Source organism: Halobacillus massiliensis, from assembly GCF_900166625.1.
In the GTDB taxonomy this organism is placed as follows: domain Bacteria; phylum Bacillota; class Bacilli; order Bacillales; family Halobacillaceae; genus Halobacillus_A; species Halobacillus_A massiliensis.
Window position 1 is genome coordinate 1,468,278 of sequence record NZ_LT800499.1, and the last position, 22,601, is coordinate 1,490,878.

27 protein-coding genes and 1 riboswitch are annotated in these 22,601 nt (G+C 41.6%); of the genes, 22 read left to right on the top strand and 5 right to left on the bottom strand.

Translation table 11 applies throughout. From position 1 onward, the window contains the following. Nucleotides 1-55: 55 nt before the first annotated feature. From B7E06_RS07225 to B7E06_RS07250, 6 genes are all read left to right on the top strand, one after another. The gene (locus tag B7E06_RS07225) at nucleotides 56-1,063 is read left to right on the top strand and encodes a glycosyltransferase family 4 protein (RefSeq protein WP_082235940.1); all 1,008 of its coding nucleotides are present in this window, start codon (nucleotides 56-58) and stop codon (nucleotides 1,061-1,063) included. A 137-nt stretch (nucleotides 1,064-1,200) separates the two neighbouring features. Continuing rightward, nucleotides 1,201-1,956 (top strand): YveK family protein, encoded by a 756-nt coding sequence (locus tag B7E06_RS07230; RefSeq protein ID WP_082233340.1) that lies wholly within the window; start codon nucleotides 1,201-1,203, stop codon nucleotides 1,954-1,956. Beyond that, complete coding sequence (locus tag B7E06_RS07235; protein WP_082233341.1) at nucleotides 1,946-2,647, top strand: CpsD/CapB family tyrosine-protein kinase; 702 nt, start codon at nucleotides 1,946-1,948, stop codon at nucleotides 2,645-2,647. The genes B7E06_RS07230 and B7E06_RS07235 overlap by 11 nt, the downstream gene beginning before the upstream one ends. Before the next feature lie 238 nt (nucleotides 2,648-2,885). After that, on the top strand, nucleotides 2,886-3,092 hold the full coding sequence (locus B7E06_RS07240) for a YkvS family protein (protein ID WP_082233342.1): 207 nt from the start codon (nucleotides 2,886-2,888) through the stop codon (nucleotides 3,090-3,092). Between the two features lie 68 nt (nucleotides 3,093-3,160). Continuing rightward, nucleotides 3,161-3,258, top strand: a riboswitch (cyclic di-GMP riboswitch). Nucleotides 3,259-3,281: 23 nt separating this feature from the next. Further along, nucleotides 3,282-3,422 (top strand): anti-repressor SinI family protein, encoded by a 141-nt coding sequence (locus tag B7E06_RS07245; RefSeq protein ID WP_082233343.1) that lies wholly within the window; start codon nucleotides 3,282-3,284, stop codon nucleotides 3,420-3,422. 127 nt (nucleotides 3,423-3,549) lie between these two features. Continuing rightward, nucleotides 3,550-4,755 (top strand): TcaA second domain-containing protein, encoded by a 1,206-nt coding sequence (locus B7E06_RS07250; RefSeq protein WP_082233344.1) that lies wholly within the window; start codon nucleotides 3,550-3,552, stop codon nucleotides 4,753-4,755. Between the two features lie 106 nt (nucleotides 4,756-4,861). Here the strand turns inward: B7E06_RS07250 and B7E06_RS07255 are convergent, their stop codons facing one another. Both B7E06_RS07255 and B7E06_RS07260 read right to left on the bottom strand, forming a co-directional pair. Further along, nucleotides 4,862-5,944, bottom strand: coding sequence for an LCP family protein (locus B7E06_RS07255; RefSeq protein ID WP_082233345.1), 1,083 nt, complete (start codon nucleotides 5,942-5,944; stop codon nucleotides 4,862-4,864). 50 nt (nucleotides 5,945-5,994) lie between these two features. Beyond that, complete coding sequence (locus tag B7E06_RS07260) at nucleotides 5,995-6,630, bottom strand: YigZ family protein (RefSeq protein ID WP_082233346.1); 636 nt, start codon at nucleotides 6,628-6,630, stop codon at nucleotides 5,995-5,997. A gap of 159 nt (nucleotides 6,631-6,789) precedes the next feature. On the opposite strand from B7E06_RS07260, the gene B7E06_RS07265 reads away from it, so the two are divergent. From B7E06_RS07265 to fliT, 16 genes are all read left to right on the top strand, one after another. Continuing rightward, nucleotides 6,790-7,929, top strand: coding sequence for a sensor histidine kinase (locus B7E06_RS07265; protein ID WP_082233347.1), 1,140 nt, complete (start codon nucleotides 6,790-6,792; stop codon nucleotides 7,927-7,929). 156 nt (nucleotides 7,930-8,085) lie between these two features. Then, nucleotides 8,086-8,760: a response regulator gene (locus B7E06_RS07270; RefSeq protein ID WP_082233348.1), complete on the top strand. Its 675-nt coding sequence runs from the start codon at nucleotides 8,086-8,088 to the stop codon at nucleotides 8,758-8,760. Between the two features lie 147 nt (nucleotides 8,761-8,907). Further along, entirely contained in the window at nucleotides 8,908-9,753 is an 846-nt protein-coding gene (locus B7E06_RS07275) for a DegV family protein (protein ID WP_082233349.1), read from the top strand. A 62-nt stretch (nucleotides 9,754-9,815) separates the two neighbouring features. Further along, nucleotides 9,816-11,222, top strand: a complete 1,407-nt coding sequence (locus B7E06_RS07280; RefSeq protein ID WP_082233350.1) for an ATP-dependent helicase ComFA — start codon at nucleotides 9,816-9,818, stop codon at nucleotides 11,220-11,222. Next, a complete protein-coding gene (locus B7E06_RS07285) occupies nucleotides 11,219-11,899 on the top strand; it encodes a ComF family protein (RefSeq protein ID WP_245807695.1) in 681 nt (226 codons plus the stop codon). Before B7E06_RS07280 ends, B7E06_RS07285 begins: the two co-directional genes overlap by 4 nt. 285 nt (nucleotides 11,900-12,184) lie before the next feature. Next, entirely contained in the window at nucleotides 12,185-12,448 is a 264-nt protein-coding gene (locus B7E06_RS07290) for a flagellar biosynthesis anti-sigma factor FlgM (protein WP_082233351.1), read from the top strand. Continuing rightward, nucleotides 12,449-12,931, top strand: coding sequence for a flagellar protein FlgN (locus tag B7E06_RS07295; RefSeq protein ID WP_082233352.1), 483 nt, complete (start codon nucleotides 12,449-12,451; stop codon nucleotides 12,929-12,931). A gap of 18 nt (nucleotides 12,932-12,949) precedes the next feature. Then, the gene (gene flgK, locus B7E06_RS07300) at nucleotides 12,950-14,488 is read left to right on the top strand and encodes a flagellar hook-associated protein FlgK (protein WP_082233353.1); all 1,539 of its coding nucleotides are present in this window, start codon (nucleotides 12,950-12,952) and stop codon (nucleotides 14,486-14,488) included. Nucleotides 14,489-14,499: 11 nt separating this feature from the next. Next, nucleotides 14,500-15,357 carry a flagellar hook-associated protein FlgL gene (flgL, locus tag B7E06_RS07305; protein WP_342743618.1) on the top strand — a complete coding sequence of 286 codons (858 nt, stop codon included), beginning with the start codon at nucleotides 14,500-14,502 and terminating at the stop codon, nucleotides 15,355-15,357. 229 nt (nucleotides 15,358-15,586) lie between these two features. Then, nucleotides 15,587-16,039: a flagellar assembly protein FliW gene (gene fliW / locus B7E06_RS07310; RefSeq protein WP_082233354.1), complete on the top strand. Its 453-nt coding sequence runs from the start codon at nucleotides 15,587-15,589 to the stop codon at nucleotides 16,037-16,039. Next, nucleotides 16,026-16,253, top strand: coding sequence for a carbon storage regulator CsrA (csrA, locus tag B7E06_RS07315; RefSeq protein WP_082233355.1), 228 nt, complete (start codon nucleotides 16,026-16,028; stop codon nucleotides 16,251-16,253). Before fliW ends, csrA begins: the two co-directional genes overlap by 14 nt. A gap of 123 nt (nucleotides 16,254-16,376) precedes the next feature. Then, a complete protein-coding gene (locus tag B7E06_RS07320) occupies nucleotides 16,377-17,426 on the top strand; it encodes a flagellin N-terminal helical domain-containing protein (RefSeq protein WP_082233356.1) in 1,050 nt (349 codons plus the stop codon). Between the two features lie 115 nt (nucleotides 17,427-17,541). Continuing rightward, a complete protein-coding gene (locus tag B7E06_RS07325; RefSeq protein ID WP_245807802.1) occupies nucleotides 17,542-17,625 on the top strand; it encodes a flagellar protein FlaG in 84 nt (27 codons plus the stop codon). A 33-nt stretch (nucleotides 17,626-17,658) separates the two neighbouring features. Beyond that, entirely contained in the window at nucleotides 17,659-19,149 is a 1,491-nt protein-coding gene (locus tag B7E06_RS07330) for a flagellar hook-associated protein 2 (RefSeq protein WP_082233358.1), read from the top strand. A 24-nt stretch (nucleotides 19,150-19,173) separates the two neighbouring features. Next, nucleotides 19,174-19,563, top strand: a complete 390-nt coding sequence (gene fliS / locus B7E06_RS07335; RefSeq protein ID WP_082233359.1) for a flagellar export chaperone FliS — start codon at nucleotides 19,174-19,176, stop codon at nucleotides 19,561-19,563. Further along, on the top strand, nucleotides 19,563-19,916 hold the full coding sequence (gene fliT, locus B7E06_RS07340) for a flagellar protein FliT (RefSeq protein ID WP_082233360.1): 354 nt from the start codon (nucleotides 19,563-19,565) through the stop codon (nucleotides 19,914-19,916). The genes fliS and fliT overlap by 1 nt, the downstream gene beginning before the upstream one ends. Before the next feature lie 31 nt (nucleotides 19,917-19,947). On the opposite strand, the gene B7E06_RS07345 is transcribed toward fliT, so the two are convergent. From B7E06_RS07345 to B7E06_RS07355, 3 genes are read right to left on the bottom strand one after another with little or no spacing between them, the layout of a single operon-like run. Further along, nucleotides 19,948-20,946: an aliphatic sulfonate ABC transporter substrate-binding protein gene (locus B7E06_RS07345; protein ID WP_082233361.1), complete on the bottom strand. Its 999-nt coding sequence runs from the start codon at nucleotides 20,944-20,946 to the stop codon at nucleotides 19,948-19,950. 20 nt (nucleotides 20,947-20,966) lie between these two features. Next, nucleotides 20,967-21,725: an ABC transporter permease gene (locus B7E06_RS07350; RefSeq protein ID WP_082233362.1), complete on the bottom strand. Its 759-nt coding sequence runs from the start codon at nucleotides 21,723-21,725 to the stop codon at nucleotides 20,967-20,969. After that, nucleotides 21,703-22,497, bottom strand: a complete 795-nt coding sequence (locus tag B7E06_RS07355) for an ABC transporter ATP-binding protein (RefSeq protein ID WP_082233363.1) — start codon at nucleotides 22,495-22,497, stop codon at nucleotides 21,703-21,705. The genes B7E06_RS07350 and B7E06_RS07355 overlap by 23 nt, the downstream gene beginning before the upstream one ends. Nucleotides 22,498-22,601: the final 104 nt, after the last annotated feature.

A 22,601-nucleotide genomic window follows, 5' to 3' on the forward strand; every position in this document is an offset into this window, starting at 1 on the left:
CGAAAGGAGGTGCACAGTGGAACTTCGTGCATTTTTATTTTGCTTTTTTTTAGCAATGATTGTGACTCCTCTCATTATAAAAATCGCCCCATTTCTTGGAGCAACAGATGTACCTGACGAACGAAAAGTGCACAAAAAGCCAATGCCACGGCTCGGTGGTTTTGCTATATATTTAAGTGTTGCTTTAGGATTACTCCTCTATATGCCTGACGATCCGATCGTATATCCTATTCTTATAGGAGCAACAATTATAGTATGTACAGGGATCATTGATGACATTATCAGCCTTAAGCCGTTGTATAAGCTAGCAGGGCAAAGTATAGCTGCTTTGGCCGTTATAATGTCAGGAATCCAGATCGAGTTTATAAACCTTCCCAATCAGACAATCATTCATTTTGGTTTTTGGAGCATTCCGATTACATTGTTATGGATTATCGGCGTTACAAACTCCATAAATCTTGTGGATGGACTGGACGGGCTTGCTGCAGGGATTTCTTCGATCGCACTTCTTACAATTTCCAGCATGGCGATTATGGTAGGAAATGAACTTGTCATGTTAATTGGTTTTATGATGCTTGGAGGAACACTGGCTTTTCTTGCCTTTAACTTTTATCCAGCGAAAGTGTTTATGGGAGATACAGGTGCATTGTTTCTTGGCTTCATGATTAGTGTACTCTCCCTCCTTGGATTTAAAAATGTTACACTGTTCTCCCTGGTTATTCCAATTCTTATTCTTGGTGTGCCGATCTCAGACACTCTTATCGCCATGTTAAGACGGACAATACAGGGAAAACCAATCATGAAAGCGGACTTTTCCCATTTGCACCATAATCTATTGAAACTCGGTTACAGCCATCCGCAGACCGTAATCGTCATATATACACTAAGTGCTCTGTTTTGCTTATCTGCCGTCCTATTTTCCCAAGCCACTCTTATAAATTCTTTAGTGGTCGTCATTTTATTAATATTCACTTTGGAAATTATTGTCGAAATAACAGAAGCTGCAGGAGAAAAGTACCGTCCGATATTAAATAAAATACAATCACAACAAAGCAAAGAGTGAAGATTTTCTTAGTCGAAATTTCTCACTCTTTGTATTATTTTAGTAAAAATTGCTATCCCTTCTTCAAATAAAGACACAGTATGATATAATGTTTATATCTTTTTGAAAATTTTACACAAAGTGGAGGTACAACATCTATGGAGGAGACGATCTCTCTCAAGGAAATCTTCGAAGTTTTAAAGAAGAGATTGTGGATGATTATTGCTGTCACTGCTGGGGCAGCCATTATTAGCGCAATCATTACTTTTTTTGTTTTAACACCTACATATGAAGCTTCGTCTGAATTTATAGTCAATCAAGCAGAAAGTATGGACGAAAACTCCTATGACGTTAACAATATTCGTACAAACATAGAACTTATTAGTACATACAATGTCATTATTAAAAGTCCAGCAATTTTAAATGAAGTTATCAATACTATGGATCTGGAAATGACAGCTGAACAGCTGAGTCAAAAAATTCAAGTCTCCAGTGCGGAAGAATCACAGGTTGTTAATGTTACGGTTACCGACGAAAGCCCTGCAATGGCTGTGGGGATTGCAAACGGAACTGTTGAAACCTTTGAGCAGGAGATTTCAAACTTGATGAATGTTGATAATGTCAGGATCTTGTCCCCGGCTGTAGAAAGTGCTGATCCTTCACCGGTAAGTCCTAAACCGCTCCTAAATATTGCAATCGCAATTGTAGTGGGATTAATGGTGGGAGTAGGTCTGGCTTTTCTCCTTGAATATCTGGATAATACGATTAAGACAGAACAGGATGTTGAGAAGACACTTGGCCTTCCGCTTATGGGCGTTATTTCCACTGTATCTGAGGAAGACTTAGGGCCGGAAACGAAGAATAGAAATCCTTCCCGTGCTTCGAAGATAAGGGGTGAGTCTGTTGGGACGTAAATCGCGAAAAAAGAAGAAGTTCGCTTTGAAAGGCAGAAAAATTATCGCTAATGATAATCCAAAATCTCCAATCTCAGAACAATACAGAACCATTCGTGCCAACCTGCAATTTGCTTCTGTCGACAAGGAGCTTCAATCCCTCCTGATTACTTCTTCTGGACCTACAGAAGGGAAGTCTATGACGGCCGCTAATATGGCAGCAGTATTTGCACAGCAAGGCAAACGGGTTCTGTTAATTGATGCAGACTTAAGAAAACCAACCGTTCATCATACATTTCGCTTAAGCAATACACGAGGATTGAGCAATTTTCTTGTAGGAAGAGAATTACTGAAAGATATTTGTCAAGTCACGGCAGTGGATAATCTTGAGGTTTTGACGAGCGGTCCTATTCCTCCGAACCCGTCTGAGCTTCTGGGTTCAAAAACAATGGGCAAACTGCTTTTAGAAGCGCGCCAGATTTATGATATGATCATTTTAGATACACCTCCCGTTCTTGCTGTATCTGATTCACAAGTGCTAGCTAGTGAAGTAGACGGCGTGATGCTCGTTGTACGAAGCGGTCAAACCGAGTTTTCAGCAGCTGAACGTGCTAAAGAACTCCTGCAGCAATCTAAAGCAAACCTTCTAGGTGTAGTCTTAAACGATCGTGAAAAGAAAAGCAGCAACTATTATTATTATTACGGAACGTAAAAACAGGACCTTTGTGTCCTGTTTTTTGTTGAAAAAAATAGTTAATCCATTCTTTCCTAAGCAATATAAAACCAAAAATTCTCAGCTTGTATAAAAGGGAAAAAGAGATTATCAGTATAATAATTTCTTTACAGAAATGTTAGAATTGTTAGTAAAAAAACAGGTATTGCTTGCCAGATGTATGATAATCGATTATTCTATATTTTATATTGTAAAAATGTTGAAAGGGGTCTTATGTATGTTTACACCAGACAAAAAGATAGCGCAACCTGGTAACATTGTAGAATTTGAAAGAAACGATATTATGTTTAAAGGGAAAGTCATTCCAAGTCAGTGTCAGCGCTCAGTTATTGTAGACCTAACAATTATGGAAAATTTGGAGGAAATAGATTTCGAATATGACCGTACAGTCGTGGCCCACGAAAATTATCGAATAATTTCATAATTTTCAGAATAATAACTTGTTAAATTTAAAAATTATAATTATAATGAGGGTTAATAATACAACTTCTCCTTGAATAAAGGCAAACTTATTGAAAAATAAGGACGCAAAGCTACGGGTCTAAGGCCAGTTTTTTCTGGCTAGAGATTTTGACCGCCGGGTCGCCTAGGTGAATGGTGGAGGGATCATTCATTGAAAAAGGCTAAGGAAACGAAGTTGGATGTGGAATGGGTCAGTCTCTTGAAAGAAGCCAAAGAAATGGGGCTTTCACCTGTGGAAGTGCGTAACTATTTAGCCCTTAGTAAAAAAATTATATTAAAGGAAAGAGTTTAAAGCCTCTCAGCAGTTGGGAGGCTTTTTTTGTATGACTCAATCATCTACAATTTCTAAACTAAAATGGGAAAGGCTGCTAATTTTTATAGTAAAATAGAAGTAGTTTAAAAGAGGATGTGAGAGAAAAGTGGGAGGGAATAAGCAGAAAACAAAGCTGCCTGCTGATTTTGCGAACAGTAAAGACTGGCATGAAGCGAGTCAATATTACGATCAGTATATGGAGACAAGAAAAGTACATAAAAAGCGGAACTGGAAAAGAATCGTTATTTATATCATAACTCTTTCATTTATACTTTGTTTTTCTTTATCCGGCTGGTTTTACTTGGAAAGGGTTTCATCTGCGGAGTATACAGCACAGAAATTTGAAAAAGCAATTAAGGAACAAGATGTGTCCAAACTTTCAGAACTTCTTGTATTTCCTCACGATTCTCAATCTTTTAATGCTTCACAAGCTAATCATATGATTGACTATTATAAAAAGCATTCTGGAGAATTTGTTTCAACTGTGGGCTACTTAAGAAGCTCTTCTGGTATAAAAGAGGAAAGAAACCCTGACTATTTTATTCACATGAATAAATCAGGAAAGAAATGGGGCATATTTGATGACTATTCAATAGAACTTGATGCATCACGGATAACTGTTCAGTCAGCAGCAAAAGGGGTTTTTCTTTATTTGAACGATGAACATATTGGAAAACTGGAAACAAACGGTGTGTTTGCCATAGAAGGAATAACTCCTGGAGAGCATGTCTTAAAGGGAGTAGTAAATAGTGGAGAGAAAAAGTATGAAGAGATTATCTCCTTAAATACATACCAAAACTTCGACGAACCCTTATCTTTGAAGTTCGAGGAACTGTCTATAGTAAACAGAAAGAAGTTTTTAGAGGAGGACCTTGAAGAAGAAATAACTGAGGCTGTACATACACATAGTAAAGAATATATTCTTGCTCTGGAATCTAAAGATATTGGGGAATTCAACATTATGAAAAATGAATCTTATTTAGAAAGAGCAGAAAAATCCATAGTGGAAATGAAGGAATTAGGGCAAAGTTATGAGGGAGAGATTAAAGAAATTGGCTTTGATTTAGGCAGCCTTGATTTTAGCTATGATAATAAGAGGGATATATACCAATCGAATATTACCGTATCTCTTACCTTTAATTCTGGGTATTATTTAGATGGTGACAGCCCGGACCATGCACTAAGAGCAAAAAATACGTATTATTGGGATTACGAATTCACATATGATGAAAACGATCAGCATTGGTATATCACCAGCGGGACACCGCTGACGGATTATCAGACAGACAATATGGATGTAATTAAATTTTGATAGAAAAGCCCCGCTTGTGAGTAGCGGGGCTTTTCATTCGACATTAGCAGCCTTATTTCCCGGGGAATAAAAAATTGGATATTAATAGTCTTCAGAGTACGAGGAGTTATTGATAAAGTTCCTGTCTAGTTTCTTGACTAGGCTTATGACCCCTATCATAATTAGAGTTTTCACCTGCTTCATAACTATTCTCTTGATTTTCATCCTCACCAGCGTAAGAACTGTCAGTGGCCTTGTCAGGGAGGTCTAAGTGAGCCTGTAGAGATCCTTGAATATTCATCAAACTGGTATCTTGAATTTGGTAATACCATACTCCATTAATATAAACACCTTCACCTTCAAGCTGCATTTCTTCAAAATTCAGCCCTTGGTTGGAGAGGACATAATCTGCATAGCTCATCATTTCATTAAAAGTAAGGTTTGTTTTCATATTATCGCCTATAGACTCAATTACTTTTCCGTAATTCACAATCGATTCAGCGCTTGCAGCTTTATTAACGATAGCTTCAATCATTTCCATCTGGCGTTGACCGCGTGCTAAGTCACTGTCATACTGACGGGAGCGCACTAAAGCCAGTGCTTCCTCTCCTGTCACAGTTTGATAGCCTTTATCAAGGGCGATGGAGTCCTGCTTATCCTTACTATTTTGTTCAGTTAAATCAAAAGGAACGTCAAATTTCACTCCATTTAAAGAGTCAATTACATCGACAAAAGAGTTAAAATTCAGGCGGACGTAATAATCGACAGGCACTTCAAGTAAATTTTCGACTGTTTCAATTGTGGCTTCTGTCCCGCCGAAAGCGTGGGCGTGGGTAATTTTGTCATTGTATCCTACTTCCGGTATATAAGTGTAGGAATCACGTGGAATGCTGACTAGTTTGACTGATTTATCATTATTATTAAAAGTGGCCAGCACGAGGGCATCTGAACGTGTGGCCGAATAACTGTCACTTCGCTTTTCACTGTCATCTACTCCAATAAATAAAACGGAAGTCGAGTCTTCAATCGGTGTAACTTTGTATGCACGTTTTTCTGATTTACCTCCGCGATCTAATTCTTCAAGAGAATTGTTCGCTGTATTTCTTGCTTTTTCGGTCAAAAAAGCTGCATACCCTGCCGTTGCTCCGATGGTCACCAGGACAACGAGTAATATACTCCCCAAAATTATTTTAACTTTTTTCCTTTTCATCCAATTGCGCTCCCTTATTAAGTTGTTAACCAGTTTTTCTCTTTAATTTTCTATTTGACAGGGTGTTCGTGGTAACTGTATTCTCCCCATTCAAACACTGTCTGACCACTTGTCAGGTCTGTTATCCATTGGTCAAACTCTTCCTGTTTCTTTTTCTCAACATATACTTCTATTTCCACATTTTCTAAGTAAGTAATCTTTTTTATCGGGTATTCTGAGTTCCTGATTTCATTTTCCAGCTTACCGAGAAGCGTATAGTCCGCTGTTATTTTAACTATTCTCATTAATTCCCGACGAACGATTCCAGTTATAAGGATTGCTTCTGAAGCTGTCTTAGAGTAGGCGCGGATAAGACCGCCTGCGCCAAGCTTAATGCCCCCAAAATAACGGGTCACTACAATCGCTGTGTCTTTCAGCTGCATTTTTTTAAGGACTTCAAGCATGGGTACTCCAGCTGTACCGCTTGGTTCCCCGTCATCGTTGGCTTTCTGAATTAAATCATGCTCGCCAATCATATATGCAGAGCAGTTATGATTCGCATCATTATGTTTTTTCTTTATGGATTGAATAAAGTCCTGAGCTTCTTCTTCTGACTCACAACGTTTGACATAGCCGATAAATCGGGATTTCTGTATATTGATTTCATGTGAACCTTCTAATTGAACGGTTTGATAATTTTCAAGCACGAATGGTAACCTCCTAAATTTTTATTATATAATGATTTAAAGAGAGTGAGCAATAATTTGTTGAATGTTGGTTAAATATATTCTATCACGACAAATACCCCCACAAATGGACTTAGGTATTACGAATGAGTATCGTGAATATTGATGGAGGGACTTGCGATGAACGATTTTAAATCTGGGGATAAAGCACTTGACTATATTATTAAAGACATGGTATCCACTGTCGCGAACAGTAAGGATGAAATTTTCCAGATTGGCGAGGATTCCCGAAAGGAATTCGATAATCTGAGTAAAGAACTGGAGCTTATTAAAAAGCAAGTCGCTAATTTAATCGAACAAGGCGACGACCTTGAGGAAAAAGTCCGCTTGTCAAGAGCTCGATTATCTGATGTAAGCAAGCAATTCCGGAAGTATTCAGAAGCAGAAATTAGAAAAGTTTACGAGCAGACACACGGACTGCAGATGGATTTGTCCATCAAACGAGAAAAAGAAAAGCAGCTCCGGGAACGAAGGGATGAACTAGAACTTCGTTTGAAAAATATTGATGAGACGGTAGGGCGTGCAGAAGCCCTTTCTGGTAAAATTTCCGTTGTATTGAATTATTTGACGGAAGACTTTAAAAAGGTAACGGAAACCTTGGAATCAGCAAAAGAAAAGCAGGAATTTGGACTCCAAATCATTGAAGCCCAGGAAGAAGAAAGAAGACGATTATCCAGGGAGATTCATGATGGGCCTGCACAGGCGCTGGCTAATGTTATGCTGAGATCTGATCTAGTCGAACGGACGTTTAAGGAGCGGGGGATCGATGAAGCCCTTGAAGAAATACGAAATGTACGCAAGCTTGTAAGGGCGGCTCTTCACGACGTTCGTCGGATTATTTATGATCTGCGTCCAATGGCTCTGGACGACCTCGGCCTTATTCCGACTCTTAAAAAATATTTAACTAATGTCGAAGAATATAGCAATGTGCAGATTCGCTTTCTATCTTTAGGAAGTGAGGAGAGAATCGACAGTAAATATGAGGTTGCCATTTTCCGCCTGATTCAGGAAGCTGTCCAAAATGCTGTAAAACATGCTGAAGCCACGGGAATTGATGTAAAGATAGAGCTTAAATCACATATGGCCGCTATCATTATTAAAGACGACGGTAAAGGCTTTGACCCATGGAAAAAGAGAGAGAAATCCTTTGGGCTAGTAGGAATGCGGGAACGTGTAGATATGGTTAATGGGGAACTACATATCAACTCCAAGCCTGGCGAGGGGACCATTGTCACGATACATTTACCATTAAAGCAATAATTTAACGAAAAACTATGTAAAAAGGCATGTATCGTTTATAATAGGAATTAGGATTAGGGTCGATCTACTAAAAGAAAAGAGATATAGAACAGAAAGACCCATTCGAATATAAAAATACATCATTCGGGTGGTCAAAATTTAGGAGGTAGACTCAAAATGACCAGAATCGTACTAATTGATGATCATAAACTTTTTCGAGAAGGCGTGAAACGTATCCTTGATTTTGAAGCCAGCTTTGAAGTCGTTGCAGAGGGAGATGACGGTTCTCAAGCCTTAGATTTAATTGATAAACACAATCCAGATATCGTATTAATGGATATCAACATGCCCAGCATGAATGGAGTAGAAGCGACAGCTGAACTTACCAAACGCTATCCCAGCCTAAAAATTATTATTCTCTCCATACATGATGATGAAAATTATGTTACACATGCGCTGAAAACCGGTGCCCAGGGGTATCTATTAAAAGAAATGGATTCTGATGCATTGATTGAAGCGATTAAAGTCGTAAGCAATGGCGGCTCTTACCTTCACCCGAAGGTAACACATAACTTGGTCGCTGAGTATCGTCGTTTATCTGATACTGCGTCTAATGAAGCCTTTCGCACGATTGAATACCGCAAGCCTCTTCACCTGTTAACTCGCCGGGAATGTGAAGTTCTACAGCTATTAGCGGACGGACAAAGCAACCGCGGAGTAGCTGAAGCTTTGTTTATCAGTGAAAAAACAGTTAAAAACCACGTAAGTAATATTCTTCAGAAAATGAACGTAAACGACCGTACACAGGCAGTAGTTACAGCTATTAAAAACGGCTGGGTAGAAGTTATTTAATGTTTTCATAGAGTTCCAGAGTCATATAAGGCTCTGGGACTTTTTATTTTGAAAAACATGAAGACATCTGGTGCAAAGTAAATAAGCATCATGTAAAATAGAGCGTAAGTATGATTAGTCCAGGAAGCACAGAAGGAGAATGACTATATGAAAACTGCCGTACTTACCGACAGTACAGCCTACCTTCCAAAGAAGTTACGCCAGTCTAAGAATATACATATGGTGCCGCTAAATGTTGTATTTGGCGAAGAGTCTTATCAAGAGGAAATCGATATAAACATCGACGATTTTTACGATATGGTAAAAGAAAATTCTGAACTGCCCAAAACCTCTCAGCCGTCCACTGGGCTTATGGAAGAAAAGCTAAAAGAACTGGCGAAGCAGTACGATGCTGTAATTGCCATTCATTTATCGAGCGGAATCAGTGGGACTTACCAGGGGATGGTGACAGCAGCAGATATGGTGGATGATATTGAAGTCCACGTTTTTGATTCAGAAATCAGCTGCCTCATGCAAGGGTATTATGCTTTAGAAGCAGCAGAGCTTGCGGACAATGGAGCCCTCCCTGATCAAATTTTAAGCAGGATGGATGAAATGAAAGCATCTATGAGAGCTTACTTTATGGTCGATGATTTGTCCCACTTGCAAAGAGGAGGTCGATTGAACGGAGCACAGGCATTTGTCGGCAGTCTGCTGCAAGTAAAGCCTGTCCTTCATTTTGTTGATACGAAAATTGTCCCGTTTGAAAAAATCCGAACCCGTAAAAAAGCATTAAAAAGGATTACAACGCTGTTTGAAGAATCTTTGGAAAGTGCCGGCTATTATAAGGCAAGTGTCATTCATGCCAATCGTCCAGATGAAGCAGAACAAATTAAGCATGAAATTGAATCGAAATTTTCAAATGTTGAAGTTACTATAAGCTACTTCGGTCCGGTGATCGGTACTCATTTAGGAGAAGGAGCTATGGGTCTTGGCTGGTACCGTCACTCTTAAAGTATACAAGCCTGCTTGTGAGACTCGAGCAGGCTTTAATTTTTTTTAGGAGAGTGATCGACATGGTTTCCACAGCAAATAGAACATCCGCAAATTCCCCGAAGTCTTTAAAATCGATAATTCCTCATGATTCACCTAACCTCTGGCTGTCAGGCAAGCTTCTTACAAGAACGGAACTTGCTTCTTATTCTTCTCAAGAAATGACTCAACTGCTTCAACTACACTTCCTGAAAAAAGTCTCCTCTATAGAAAAGAATCCGCTCCTATGTAAACGCTGTGGTGCGGATAAGTCTTTTCATTTTGGCCATTTTCATCATGCCGGTTGTGAAAAAGAATGCATCTACTGCCGAAACTGTATCCAGATGGGCAGGGTGATCGATTGTGAGCCCCTATATGCTGGTAGTTCTTTAGTCGCCTGGCCAATACATGAGAAACCCTGTAAATGGGAGGGAGAACTTACGTCAGGCCAGCAGCAAGCGGCAGGTAAGATTATTGAAACCATAGAAACTAAGAGAGAGCTTTTGATTTGGGCTGTCTGTGGGGCAGGGAAGACCGAGATGCTTTTCCCCGGACTTGCCAGGGCATTGGAACTCGGCCTGAGGATATGCATTGCCACCCCAAGAACGGATGTCGTAAAAGAACTGCTTCCTCGACTAAGGAAAGCTTTTCCTGGCATAACTATTCAAGGATTATATGGTGATAGTGATGAAAAGCAAGGGGACTCTCAGCTGCTCGTATCCACCACTCACCAGTTGTTCCGATTTTCATCGGCATTTGATGTGATGGTCATTGATGAAATTGATGCATTTCCTTACCATAATGATGACTCTCTTCAATACGCCGCTAAGCGGGCATCCAAGCCTGAAAGTTCGCGAATATACCTCACCGCTACTCCACGAAAAAAAGAAAAGAAGCTGATTCGCCGAAAAAAGCTTCCCGCTGTATTTATCCCTTCTCGTTTCCACGGATTTCCACTCCCTGTCCCGATCTTTCGATTAATCCCGATGCTTCGTAAGAATATCCAAAATGGAAGACTCCCTAAAAGTCTTACAGAGAAAATTAGGCGTCAGCAGCAAGAAAGCCGGCAGCTGTTAATGTTTTGTTCAACAATTGAACAAGCCTCACAGCTTAAAGCCATATTAGGCCGTGAATTTGAAACTACTTCTGTCCATGCGGAAGATCCAGATCGTGCTGGGAAAGTGCAGGATTTTCGTGATAAAAAGCTTAGGCTTTTAATTACAACGACGATCCTTGAACGCGGTGTTACTTTTCCGGCGGTTGATGTATATGTCATTGATGCCGGACATCATGTGTTCGATGAAGCCGCTTTAGTACAAATAGCCGGGCGAGCCGGAAGAAGTCCTGTGGATCCGGAAGGAGATGTCATCTTTTACCATATTGGCAAAACAAATGCGATGATTGCTGCACGGGAAGCTGTTATCCAAATGAACAAGAGGGCCAATCGATGAGCAGGTGTATCATCTGCTTTACTGATATTTTGCCGGAAGTGTCCTGGATTAACTTCTTCAAACCTCCCAAGGAAGAAAAAATGTGCGGCCGCTGTATTGGAAGATTGGAAAAGATTGAAATACCAGGCTGTCCTAAGTGTTACCGAATTGATGCACAAGGTGTCTGTTTTGACTGTAGGCGCTGGGAGGAGGTGCATGAATTTGCCGATGTTCTTGAAAGAAATGTTTCTTTGTATCATTATAATGACTTTGCCAGGGAGATTGTCGCCCGCTGGAAGTATCGAGGGGACTTTATCCTCATTGAAGCCTTCGCTGAAGCTTTACAGACGAAGCATAATGAGCAGTTTCTTAGCAGAGAAGCCGATTATGTCGCGATTCCATTAAGCAAGGAGCGCCTGAAGGAGCGAGGCTTTAATCAGTCGGAAGCGCTCATATCCCTTCTCGGAATACAGGCTGTGGACTTTTTTAAAAGAAAGGGAAGTGAAAAGCAGTCGAAGAGGGGAAGACGCGGGAGGATGGGAGCGGAAAATCCTTTTTTACTTGTAAAGGATAGGGTAGCTCGTCCAGTGGTTCTTGTTGATGATATTTACACGACAGGGAGTACTGTGAGGAACTTAGCTGTACTGCTAAAGAGGGCGGGCTGTCCGTCTGTAAGTTCTTTGACTCTTTTCCGTTAAGGATGCTTTGGTTTAGCTGCTGTATGCCGATATAATAAGGAAAGATGGGTTTTGAGTGAAACTGGTATCCAGGCCTGGTTTATAGCTGTGGGAAACACGGTGAAGCAGATAAAGGGCGGTTTCGCAAAAATAGAGATAGAACAGACTTTTTTGATGTTTCCACTAAGGATAAAGACTCTGGTCGAGTGATTTATTATGCAATTAAACGCTCGAAAAGCTAAACGGACAGCGGACATCATCCGATATAAAGGAAAGACCATTTACGAAAAAGTTGAGGTGTAATCAATGCGGGTTCAAGGATCAAACTTTTCTAAGATTAATCCTTATCAAAAGCAGATGAATCAGCAGCATGAAATTAAACAGGCTAAACAGCAAGATAAGATGGAGATTTCATCTGAGGGAAAAGCGCTGCAAGAAATAGAGAAGACGAATGAACAGCGGGCGGAGTATATCAAGGACATTAAGGCAAAGGTTGAAAAGGGTGATTATAAGATTGATCATGAGGCAGCGGCCCAGTGTCTGGCTAAATACTATAAAGGAGATTTGTAAGTGACGATACAGAAGATCATTTTGTCATTAGATCGGTTGAAGCAGCTTCATACCAGCATGCTTTCAGTATCTAAGGAGAAAACCGAAGCGATTAAAGATAATAAAATCGAACAGCTGCATGAATGTTTAGTTGCAGAGAGAAAGCATCTTAGCGCGATTGAGAAGCTGGAAAAGAAGCGGATGGAAGAGGTGAAAACTTGGGCTTTACAGGAGAATCAGACAGAAGAACATCCAACAATTTCTCATATTTTGACCGTTACTGAAGGAGAAGAGAATAGGCGGCTGCTGGAAGTTTATAAATCTTTCCTTATTGTGCTTGCCGATTTGAAGCAGCAGGAGTGTCTAAATGGCGAGCTGACGAGGCAGTCGCTGCAGTTTGTCAACATGTCGCTTGATCTGTTAGAGCCGTCAATAAAGAATTTGAACTATGGTGAGTCTGCAGCTGATCGGCCGAAACGTTCTATTTTTGATTCGAAGGCGTAAGCAAGGGGGAGAATGGATATGGTATCATCGTTCAGCGGTTTAGAAACCGCAAAGCGGGGATTGTTTGCTCAGCAGTCTGCGCTTTATGCGACCGGTCATAATATCGCCAATGCCAACACAGAAGGGTATACGAGGCAGCGAGTGAACTTTGAGCAGACCTCACCGTTTCCTCCGGCTTCGAGAAACCGTCCGGAAATTACGGGACAGATTGGCAGCGGAGTGAGAATTGGAGCGATTGAGCGGATTCGAGATAATTATTTAGATGTCCAGTACCGCTCGGAGAATAATAATGCCGGTTATTTTGAGGCACGGGCGAGTGAACTGTCACGTCTGGAGGAAATTATGAATGAACCATTAGAGGACGGGCTTTCAAAAACGATGGATCGTTTCTGGCAGGCGCTGCAGGATTTATCAGTCAATCCTGAACATTCAGGTGCTCGCTCTGTAGTCGTGGAACAGGGGAAAGCCGTAACGGATACGTTCAATTATTTATCAAAAACCTTAATTAATATCCAGGGTGACATTGCAGCAGAAGTTGATATTACGACGAAAACGATTAATTCTATAGCCCAGCAGATCAACAGCTTAAATGGTCAGATTGCATCAGTAGAACCACATGGGCCGGTGCCTAATGATTTGTATGACCAGCGAGATCTTTTGATAGATAAGCTTTCCAGTCTTGTAAATATTAATGTCACATATGAGTCCACACCTTCCTCTGCCGATGCTCTGGCGAGAGGAAAAGTAAATATCTCGCTTGTTGATGCCGGAGGAAAAGAGCTTACATCATCATTAGTAAATGGAGCTGATCAATCGGTGAATGCCTTATCGGTGACTTATAACGATCGTAATCTGGCTTCCACCATTACGTTAGGCGGCAGGGAGATGAGTGTGGAAGAATTTACGATAAATGGTAAGCTGAAAGGCTTGATCGATACCGGGGGTTATGTAAAGGCAAACGGTGAGGATACGGGTACATATGAGAAGATGCTTAGTGATTTAGATAAGCTTGCTACCGGGTTTGCTGAAAAATTTAATGAGGTACACAGGAGCGGGCAGTCATTGCGGACGATCAGTAACGGCGGTCAGCCGCCTGCTTTTTTTGAAATAACAGGGAAGAAAAATGAAGCAGGTATCATCAAAGGGCTGGCCGGCAGAATTGAAGTGACGGATGAAATAAAAGAGGATATCGATCATATCGCGGCTGCTTCTATAGCAGAAGCGGGAAATGGGAATAACGCCAAGTTGCTTGCAGAGGTGCAGCATGCGGATGATGAGCTTTTTGGTGAAAAGGCTTCAATGATTAATTACTATGAATCAATGATCGGTTCGATGGCTGTAGAAGCGCAGGAGGCTGCACGGATGCAAGGTAATACAGCAACGCTGACTAGTTCTGTTGAGCAGAGAAGAATGTCGGTCAGTGCAGTGTCTCTTGATGAAGAGATGACCAATATGATCAAGTTTCAGCACGCGTATAATGCGTCTGCGCGAAACATTACCACAATTGATGAAATGCTGGATCGAATTATCAATCAAATGGGTGTCGTCGGAAGATAAGGGGGAAAATGATGCGCATAACACAAGGAATGCTGGCGAATAACATGCTCCGTCATTTAAGCAGCAGCTATAATGAACTCGGTAGAATTCAGGAGCAGCTGTACACAGGGAAGAAAATCAGCCGGCCGTCTCAAGACCCGGTCGCTGCGATGAAAGGAATGAATTACCGTTCACAGGTGACTGAGATTGCTCAGTATCAGCGGAATATGGGCGAGGTTCATGATTGGATGGAGAACAGTGATGCGGCCCTCGATGAAGGCACCCAGGCGCTGCATCGTATCCGTGAGCTGGCAGTACAAGCGAGCAATGGGACTTATAATACCGGGGAACGTGAAAACATTGCCAAAGAAGTACGACAACTGAAAGCTCATTTAGGAGATGTTGCTAACACACAAGTGAATAATAAGTATATTTTTAATGGGACGAATACGACAGAAAAACCGGTGAAAATGGATGATTTTTCTGTTAATGCCAGTGACTCACCAGTAGAAATAGAGGTTTCCACAGGTAGTAAGATTCAAGCGAACGTCACACCAAGCTTAGTTTTTAATCAAGGATTGTTCACCGATATAGAAAAGTTTGCCGCAAATTTGGAAAACGGCGGGGGAGAAGACGAACTGGGCCGCAGTCTTAAGGATCTTGACGATCATATTGATTCATTCGTTAATCAGCGGGCAGATTTAGGTGCGCGGATGAACCGGATGGATTTAATTGAGAACCGGCTGGCAGCACAGGAAATCAGCGCAAAGAAGATGATGTCGGATAACGAAGATGCTGAAATTGAAAAAGTTATTACCGATTTAAAAACACAGGAAAGCATTCATCGGGCAGCTAGGGTGCAGGTGCGAGAATTATTCAGCCGACATTGATGGACTTTTTAAGATAAGACTGCCTGCTTTTAGGCGGTCTCTCTTTTTCCTAAAGTGGGAAGAAAGATGGAAGTTCCGCAGAATCAGCTTGACTGCACAGCAGGCAAGGCATAGAGCGGAGAGCACCTCTAGGAAAAACGGTAAAGCAAAAGCCGGTGAGAATAACGGTTCATATGAGGCAGTATCTACAACTGAAGATTGAGTGGAAGGTTTAAGGAAGGGGAAAACAATGAAAGCAGAAACTAAATATTTCGGAGAAGTAGAAGTTGCGGAAGATCAGTTTATTCATTTTCACAACGGACTGCCGGGTTTTGAACACCTGCGGGTATTCACACTATTGCCGGTTGATGAACAGGGACTGTATTTCACACTTCAGTCGATGGAGGAAGCCGAAGTGGCACTGATCGTCACAAACCCTTACTTGTTTTACAGTGATTACGAATTTGATATCGATGAAAAATCTACAGGAGATCTCTCGCTGGAACAGCCGGAAGACGTGGCGGTATATAGTGTAGTAACAGTAAAAGAACCGTTTGCCAGATCGACAATCAACCTGCAGGGACCAGTAGTCGTGAATACGACAAGCAGCAAAGGTAAGCAGATTATTCTAAATAAGACTCATTATGAAACGAAGCACCCTTTATTCAATGAAAAAGGCGGTGGTGTCCATGCTCGTCCTTAACCGTAAAGAAGGTGAATCGGTCAGAATCGGTGATGACATTTTGCTTAAAGTAGTGTCGGTAGAGGGCGGTCAGGTGAAGCTCGGGATTCAGGCTCCCAAGGATATAGACATTCACAGACAGGAAATTTATGAGGCCATTCAGCGGGAGAATGCAGAAGCGGCAGATTTCAAAGGGAATTTACTGGAAGTACTAAAATTTCAAAAGAATAGTTAACAATGCCGCCAGCCGGCCGATATAAGTAATGTAGCTCATTACAAAAGTCGGCCGGCTGTTGTTTTGGCAATCAAGCATTTCACAAGGACGTGAAATGACTTACTTTCAAGGAGGAATCTTAAAATGAGAATTAATCACAACATTGCGGCATTAAATACACACCGTCAGCTGGGGTCTGCGAACCAGGCACAGCAAAATTCAATGGAAAAGCTGTCATCTGGTCTTCGTATTAACAAAGCAGGAGATGACGCAGCAGGACTTGCCATCTCTGAAAAAATGCGCGGACAAATCCGCGGGTTGGATCAGGCGAGTCGTAATGCCCAGGATGGGATTTCATTGATACAGACAGCGGAAGGTGCTTTAAATGAGACCCACAGCATCCTACAACGTATGCGTGAGTTAGCAGTACAGTCATCAAACGATACGAATACTGATACAGACCGAGCAGAGCTTCAAAAAGAAGTAAATCAACTGGCTGAAGAAATCACTAGAATCTCAGAGAATACTGAATTTAACACTCAAAATCTTTTAGGAGGAGATTTTTCAGGTAAGTTTCAAATTGGGGCAAATTCTGATCAAAACATAGATTTATCCATTGGAGCTATGGATTCTCAGTCCTTAAGTGTCGGAGAAAAATTCACTATTTCTGAAGGTGCTGAGGCTGGAGATACTTTAACTTATGGAGCCGGTGATTCGACTGCTACTTGGGAGGCAGCTATTAAATTAGGAGATGATATTTCAGTTGCCCAGGATGGATCTGAATTAGCTACTGAAGATGATGTACAAGCTGCTGGTTATTACGATGATGATTCTGGCGAAATAGTGTTAACTGCATCAGAAAAGTTAGCTAACAATGCTGCTGGAGTTATAGGGTTAGATATTTCTTCCCAATCAGCAGCAGATTCAGCAATTACGACAATTAATTCTGCTATTGAAACTGTTTCAGCCCAAAGATCAGAACTAGGTGCATATCAAAACCGTCTGGACCACACAATTAACAACCTTGGAACATCTTCTGAAAACCTGACAGCTGCGGAATCACGTATCCGCGACGTTGATATGGCACAGGAAATGATGAACCAAACGAGGAATTCAATTCTTGGCCAAGCATCCCAGGCGATGCTGGCACAGGCAAACCAATTACCTCAAGGAGTATTGCAGCTGCTTCAATAAAACGACTAAAGAGCCTCTTTTCCGGGGCTTTTTTTCTTTTTCCTTCTTCCTTTTTCTTCACAATCTATAAAATGATCCGATATAAAAAGAAACAAATCACGATATGGTTGTGGATATGGTCACGAAGAAAGTTGTCAAGGAGATACCACCGAAGAAAATGCTGGATTACTATGGGGCGATGAATGAGTTTCTTGGCTGAATTGTGGACGATAGGATGTAAGGAGTGGAGAAAATGCGTATAGGCGGATTAGCCAGTGGGATGGATATTGATGGAATTGTGGCGGATTTAATGCAAGCCGAGCGGAGGCCGCTTAATAAATTAGAACAAACTAAGACGCGTCTTGAGTGGCAGCGGGATGCTTATCGTGATGTGAATAAGCAATTCTTAGAGCTTGACCAGCTGGCATTGGAAATGAAGCTGGATCGCACATTTCAGGGGAAGGATGCGGTTTCTTCAAGTTCTAATGTTGAAGCCCGGGCTACTTCTGGGGCGGGGGAAGGTACATATAAACTGGAAGTGAAACAAATTGCTGAATCGGCTTATAACTACAGTGAACGTATGATTTCAGCTTCTGTAGCTGATAAGCTTGACCCTTCTGCCTCACTTGCCTCGCAAAGAGATAAATTCGGGACATGGGTAAATGAAGGCTCTTTTACGATTACAACGGCCGACGGGGAGATGACTTTTGAGATTGATGAGGAAGAATCCTTAAACAAACTTCTGCAGGACATTAGCAGTTCTGATCTTGGCATTCGGGCTTTTTATGATCAAAGTGCCGATAAGGTGATGTTTGAACGGACGAAGACAGGAAATTTTGTAGTGGATGGAAATGAGATTCAATTCAGCGGCGAAGGGTCCGTTTTTTTAACAGAAACGCTAGGTCTTAATCCAGCGGCAGAGGTCGGCGGTAAGGATGCCAGGTTTACTTACAATAACGCCCTTGAGATTACGTCTTACAAAAATACATATTCTCTTAATGGCGTGAATTTTAACTTGAAGGAAAAGGGTACAGCTACGATAACGGTGACCAATAACGTGGACGAGGCGGTCGAGAAAATAACTGGGTTCGTGGAGAAATACAACAGCATTATTGAAAGTCTTACTGAAAAGCTGAATGAGCGGAAAAACCGGGAATATCCGCCTCTTACTGATGATCAGAAGAAAGCGATGGAGGAGGATGAGATTGAAAAGTGGGAGGAGCAGGCACGTAAAGGGCTCCTTTATGGTGATACAGTGCTCTCAAATGCGCTGACGCAGATGCGGACGAGCTGGTACAGTAAGGTAAACACGGGCAGCGAACTCATTATTTTGTCTGATATTGGTATTTCGACTTCTTCTAATTATTTGGCCAGAGGGAAACTGGAGATCAATAAAGATGAGCTGCGAACTGCTCTTAGTGAGAATGCTGAATCTGTGAAAGCTCTGTTTGCGAATAGCGGTGAAGCTGACAATAAAGGGATTATCCGGCACCTTGAGGATACAATTGATTACACCCGGCAGTCGATCGAACGAAAGGCTGGAAAAGAGTCAAGTACGAGTGAAACCTTCACACTCGGCCGGGAGCTTAAAGACATGGATAACCGTATTCAGCGGTTTGAAGATAAAATGGTTGAGCTGGAGGATCGCTATTGGAAACAGTTTGGCGCAATGGAAAAAGCGATTCAGGAAATGAATTCACAGTCCTCTTTTCTTCAGCAGAACTTTTTCAATCACATGATGTAATGACTAAAGGAGTGTTCTATCAATATGTCGATTCAAGCCTATCAAACGAATTCCGTAGAAACCGCATCACCGGGAGAGTTAACGCTGATGCTGTATAATGGCTGTATCAAATTTATCCGTGCCGGCAGGAAAGCTGTAGAGCAGAATAATATTGAACAGAAAAATATTATGATTCAAAAAGCGCAGGCGATTATCCTTGAGCTGATGGTCACAATGGATCAGCAGTATGAGGTCGCGAATGAGATATTGCCTCTCTATGAATATATTCATCATTTATTAATTGAAGCCAATACCAAAAATGATGGTGCTCTTTTAGAGGAAGCGGAACGTCTCGTTATCGAGTTTCGTGATACGTGGAAACAGGTGCTGCTGCAATCGCGGAAGTTACAGCACGGGACGGGCGGAACTGCGTAATGGCCGGCTGGCAGGAATTCTTAAGGATAACTAATAAGCTTTGCCGGCAGGTGGATCGAAGAGTCACTGATAGTAACCGGGAAGACGTGGCTGTGAAAGTTCAGATGCTTCTTCATGAGAGAGGACTTTTAATGAAAGATCTGCCACAGCCGGAGACTGAATCAGAACTCTCAGCTGCTCGTCAAGTGTATATGCTCAATCAGACTATCAGTGAAAAGCTGACTGTCTATATGAGCAAGCTGAAAAAGAAGATTCGCCACGTACGAAAGCAGCACTCCAGTCAAAAGAAATATACGAATCCCTATCAAAGTGTTTCAAGCTATGACGGGATGTTTTTAGATCAAAAAAAATGAGCCTTCCCTTTAAGAGGAGGCTCATTTTTATTTATTCAACAAAAGAAGAGTCGACAAGGCCGTTAAGGTTTGGCTTTTCTTCTAAGAATTGCAGCTCATAAGAAGAATCGGCAAACATTTGAACTTCCTTCGGATCTACCACTGTAGTGAAAGTCATACGTTCGAAAGCATTATCAACCACTTCCTGAGACAGTTCCTGGTCGGTAATTTCCTTAATTTTATCAATCGCAATCTGTTTCGCTTCATCCGGGTTATCATTTACATAGTCAGTCGCTTTCTTGTGAGCATCGACAAGGTTTTGGATTAAGCCCGGGTCTTTTTCTTTCAGTCTTTCTGATGTTACGAATACGGAAGCCGGCATATTAGCGTTATGTGCTACTTCATCGTTTTCAAAAAGAACCTTTCCTGTGCCCTGGGCTTCAATATAAGCCGCCCACGGTTCTGGCACTGCGGCTACGTCGACCTTTTCTGTTTCAAACATACTGCTGTACGTCGCAGGCTTTCCTGTAACGTGTTTCATTTCACCATTTAAACGGTCTGATGTAATGCCGAATTCATTTTTCATCAACGTCTCAAACTGAACATCATGGGTACAACCGACACGTGGGGAAATGAATGTTTTCCCTTTAATGTCTTCTGCGGATTCAATGTCTGCACCGTTACGTGCCATAATTACGGTACCGCCAGTGGCACCGGCAGCTACAATATTAATTTTCGCTCCGCTTGTGTAAAAGTTCATCGCAGGTCCTGGACCTACTATTCCGCCTTCAATCTCACCAGTTTCGACTGCCGTCATAAAGGCAGATCCATCAGGAAAATATTTAAAGTTAACTTTTGTGCCATCCGGCAGTGCATCTTCGTAAAATTCTTTTTCTTCCGCTACCATTCCAGCTGCGTGATCAATATTTGGGAAGTACCCGATCGTTACTTCATTTTCCGAATCTCCGCTTCCGGAAGTAGACCCGCTTCCACATGCAGCCAGCAGACCCGTAATAAGCACCAATGAAAGTGCCGTAATTAATTTTTTCATATACCTCTCCCTTTCTGGGGTTAAGCTAATCCCCAACGTTTCATTACGTTTTTCTCTAGTTTGGAAAATACGATTTGATCAGCTATAGATCCGATAAGACCGATAATAATAATAATGGCTACAACTTGATCCATTCGTGCATAATCTTGTGCATAGGCTAAAGAATATCCAAGTCCTGGTCCGTTACTTAGCAGTTCCCCGGCCATTAGGGCTCTCCAGCTGAAAGCCCAGGCTAAGCGCAGTCCCGTCATAAAATATGGAATACTGGCTGGAACTTCCACTCTGAAAAATAGAGGAATGCCATTTGTACCCATCGTTCGTGCCGCCCGGATAAACTGTGGAGGCACACTGCGAATTGCTGTACGAACATTCAAAGCCATTACGAAGGTACCGCCTAATACGACGACGAAAATAACGGCAAATTCACTAAATCCAAAAAGCATAATAGCTAGTGGTACCCAGACGATACTTGGAATACTCTGCAAAGCAATTAAATACATCCCGGCTGTTTCGTCTGCCTGACGGGACTTACCTAAAATAATCCCGACAGCTGTTCCCATTAAGATGGCTAAAAATAATCCAATAAATAAGTGCCTAAAGCTGGCTCCCAAAGCTGCAATGAAGTCTCCTTCTGTAAACCCGTAGACAAGAGCGTCCCATACACTGAGAGGAGCGGGAAAAACAATCTCTTCTAAAATGCCTGCGGAAAAGATCAACTGCCAAATGCCAATGACAACAGCAAGAAAGACAATCCGTTTAACTAGAATATTCAATGTCATGACTAAGCTCTTCCTTTAAAACTTTATTTATTTCATCTTTAAGCAGATCCATTATTTTGTTTTCTAGCTCTATCACTCGGGCGTCATCTCTTTTTCGGGGCCTTGGAATATCGATTTCAAAATCAGCGATGATCCGTCCAGGACGAGTACCCATAACTACAACTCGATCTGACAGTTTAATAGCTTCCTGAATACTGTGAGTAACGAAAACGATCGTCTTTTGTGTTTCCTGCCATACTTTTATCAGCTCATCATGAAGGATGTGACGAGTCTGTTCATCAAGGGCTCCAAATGGTTCATCCATAAGCAATACCTTAGGATCCATGGCGAGTGCCCTGGCAATAGCCACACGCTGCTGCATACCGCCCGAAAGTTCATAAGTATATCGGTCTTTAAAGCGGCTGAGATGGACCATTTTCAAAAAGTGATCAGCTCGTTCATCAGCTTCTTTTTTATTCATTGTTGATTTTAGAGGGAAGGTCACGTTTTCCTTTACATCCAGCCATGGAAATAAGGAAGGCTGCTGAAATACCATGCCGCGGTCAGGCCCAGCGTTTTTAATTTCATTTCCCTCTAATAAAATTTCCCCTGAGGTCGTTTTTTCCAATCCGGCAATTAATGCTAACAGAGTGGACTTCCCGCAGCCGGATGGTCCCAGCAGGGATACAAACTCTTTTTTATCGATATCAAGATTGATGTTTGAAAATACTTGAAAGTCCCCATTTTCTCTGTCATGAAAGGATTTCCCAACATCACTTATTTGTAGAAACATCTGCTTCCTCCCAGTATATAATAATTCCTATCCATATAGTTGGTTTTAATTGTATAGTTTATGATTATACAGATGAAGCCTATACCGTGCAATAATTATTGTTT

Coding starts and splice junctions, on each gene's coding strand:
- B7E06_RS07350 (WP_082233362.1), bottom strand. CDS start 21,725: ATGACATTGAATATTCTAGTTAAACGGATTGTCTTTCTTGCTGTTGTC.
- B7E06_RS07280 (WP_082233350.1), top strand. CDS start 9,816: ATGGTTTCCACAGCAAATAGAACATCCGCAAATTCCCCGAAGTCTTTA.
- B7E06_RS07355 (WP_082233363.1), bottom strand. CDS start 22,497: ATGTTTCTACAAATAAGTGATGTTGGGAAATCCTTTCATGACAGAGAA.
- B7E06_RS07270 (WP_082233348.1), top strand. CDS start 8,086: ATGACCAGAATCGTACTAATTGATGATCATAAACTTTTTCGAGAAGGC.
- fliW (WP_082233354.1), top strand. CDS start 15,587: ATGAAAGCAGAAACTAAATATTTCGGAGAAGTAGAAGTTGCGGAAGAT.
- B7E06_RS07225 (WP_082235940.1), top strand. CDS start 56: ATGATTGTGACTCCTCTCATTATAAAAATCGCCCCATTTCTTGGAGCA.
- B7E06_RS07345 (WP_082233361.1), bottom strand. CDS start 20,946: ATGAAAAAATTAATTACGGCACTTTCATTGGTGCTTATTACGGGTCTG.
- B7E06_RS07265 (WP_082233347.1), top strand. CDS start 6,790: ATGAACGATTTTAAATCTGGGGATAAAGCACTTGACTATATTATTAAA.
- csrA (WP_082233355.1), top strand. CDS start 16,026: ATGCTCGTCCTTAACCGTAAAGAAGGTGAATCGGTCAGAATCGGTGAT.
- flgK (WP_082233353.1), top strand. CDS start 12,950: ATGGTATCATCGTTCAGCGGTTTAGAAACCGCAAAGCGGGGATTGTTT.
- B7E06_RS07285 (WP_245807695.1), top strand. CDS start 11,219: ATGAGCAGGTGTATCATCTGCTTTACTGATATTTTGCCGGAAGTGTCC.
- fliS (WP_082233359.1), top strand. CDS start 19,174: ATGTCGATTCAAGCCTATCAAACGAATTCCGTAGAAACCGCATCACCG.
- flgL (WP_342743618.1), top strand. CDS start 14,500: ATGCGCATAACACAAGGAATGCTGGCGAATAACATGCTCCGTCATTTA.
- B7E06_RS07330 (WP_082233358.1), top strand. CDS start 17,659: ATGCGTATAGGCGGATTAGCCAGTGGGATGGATATTGATGGAATTGTG.
- B7E06_RS07320 (WP_082233356.1), top strand. CDS start 16,377: ATGAGAATTAATCACAACATTGCGGCATTAAATACACACCGTCAGCTG.
- fliT (WP_082233360.1), top strand. CDS start 19,563: ATGGCCGGCTGGCAGGAATTCTTAAGGATAACTAATAAGCTTTGCCGG.
- B7E06_RS07240 (WP_082233342.1), top strand. CDS start 2,886: ATGTTTACACCAGACAAAAAGATAGCGCAACCTGGTAACATTGTAGAA.
- B7E06_RS07325 (WP_245807802.1), top strand. CDS start 17,542: ATGGTCACGAAGAAAGTTGTCAAGGAGATACCACCGAAGAAAATGCTG.
- B7E06_RS07255 (WP_082233345.1), bottom strand. CDS start 5,944: ATGAAAAGGAAAAAAGTTAAAATAATTTTGGGGAGTATATTACTCGTT.
- B7E06_RS07275 (WP_082233349.1), top strand. CDS start 8,908: ATGAAAACTGCCGTACTTACCGACAGTACAGCCTACCTTCCAAAGAAG.
- B7E06_RS07290 (WP_082233351.1), top strand. CDS start 12,185: ATGCGGGTTCAAGGATCAAACTTTTCTAAGATTAATCCTTATCAAAAG.
- B7E06_RS07230 (WP_082233340.1), top strand. CDS start 1,201: ATGGAGGAGACGATCTCTCTCAAGGAAATCTTCGAAGTTTTAAAGAAG.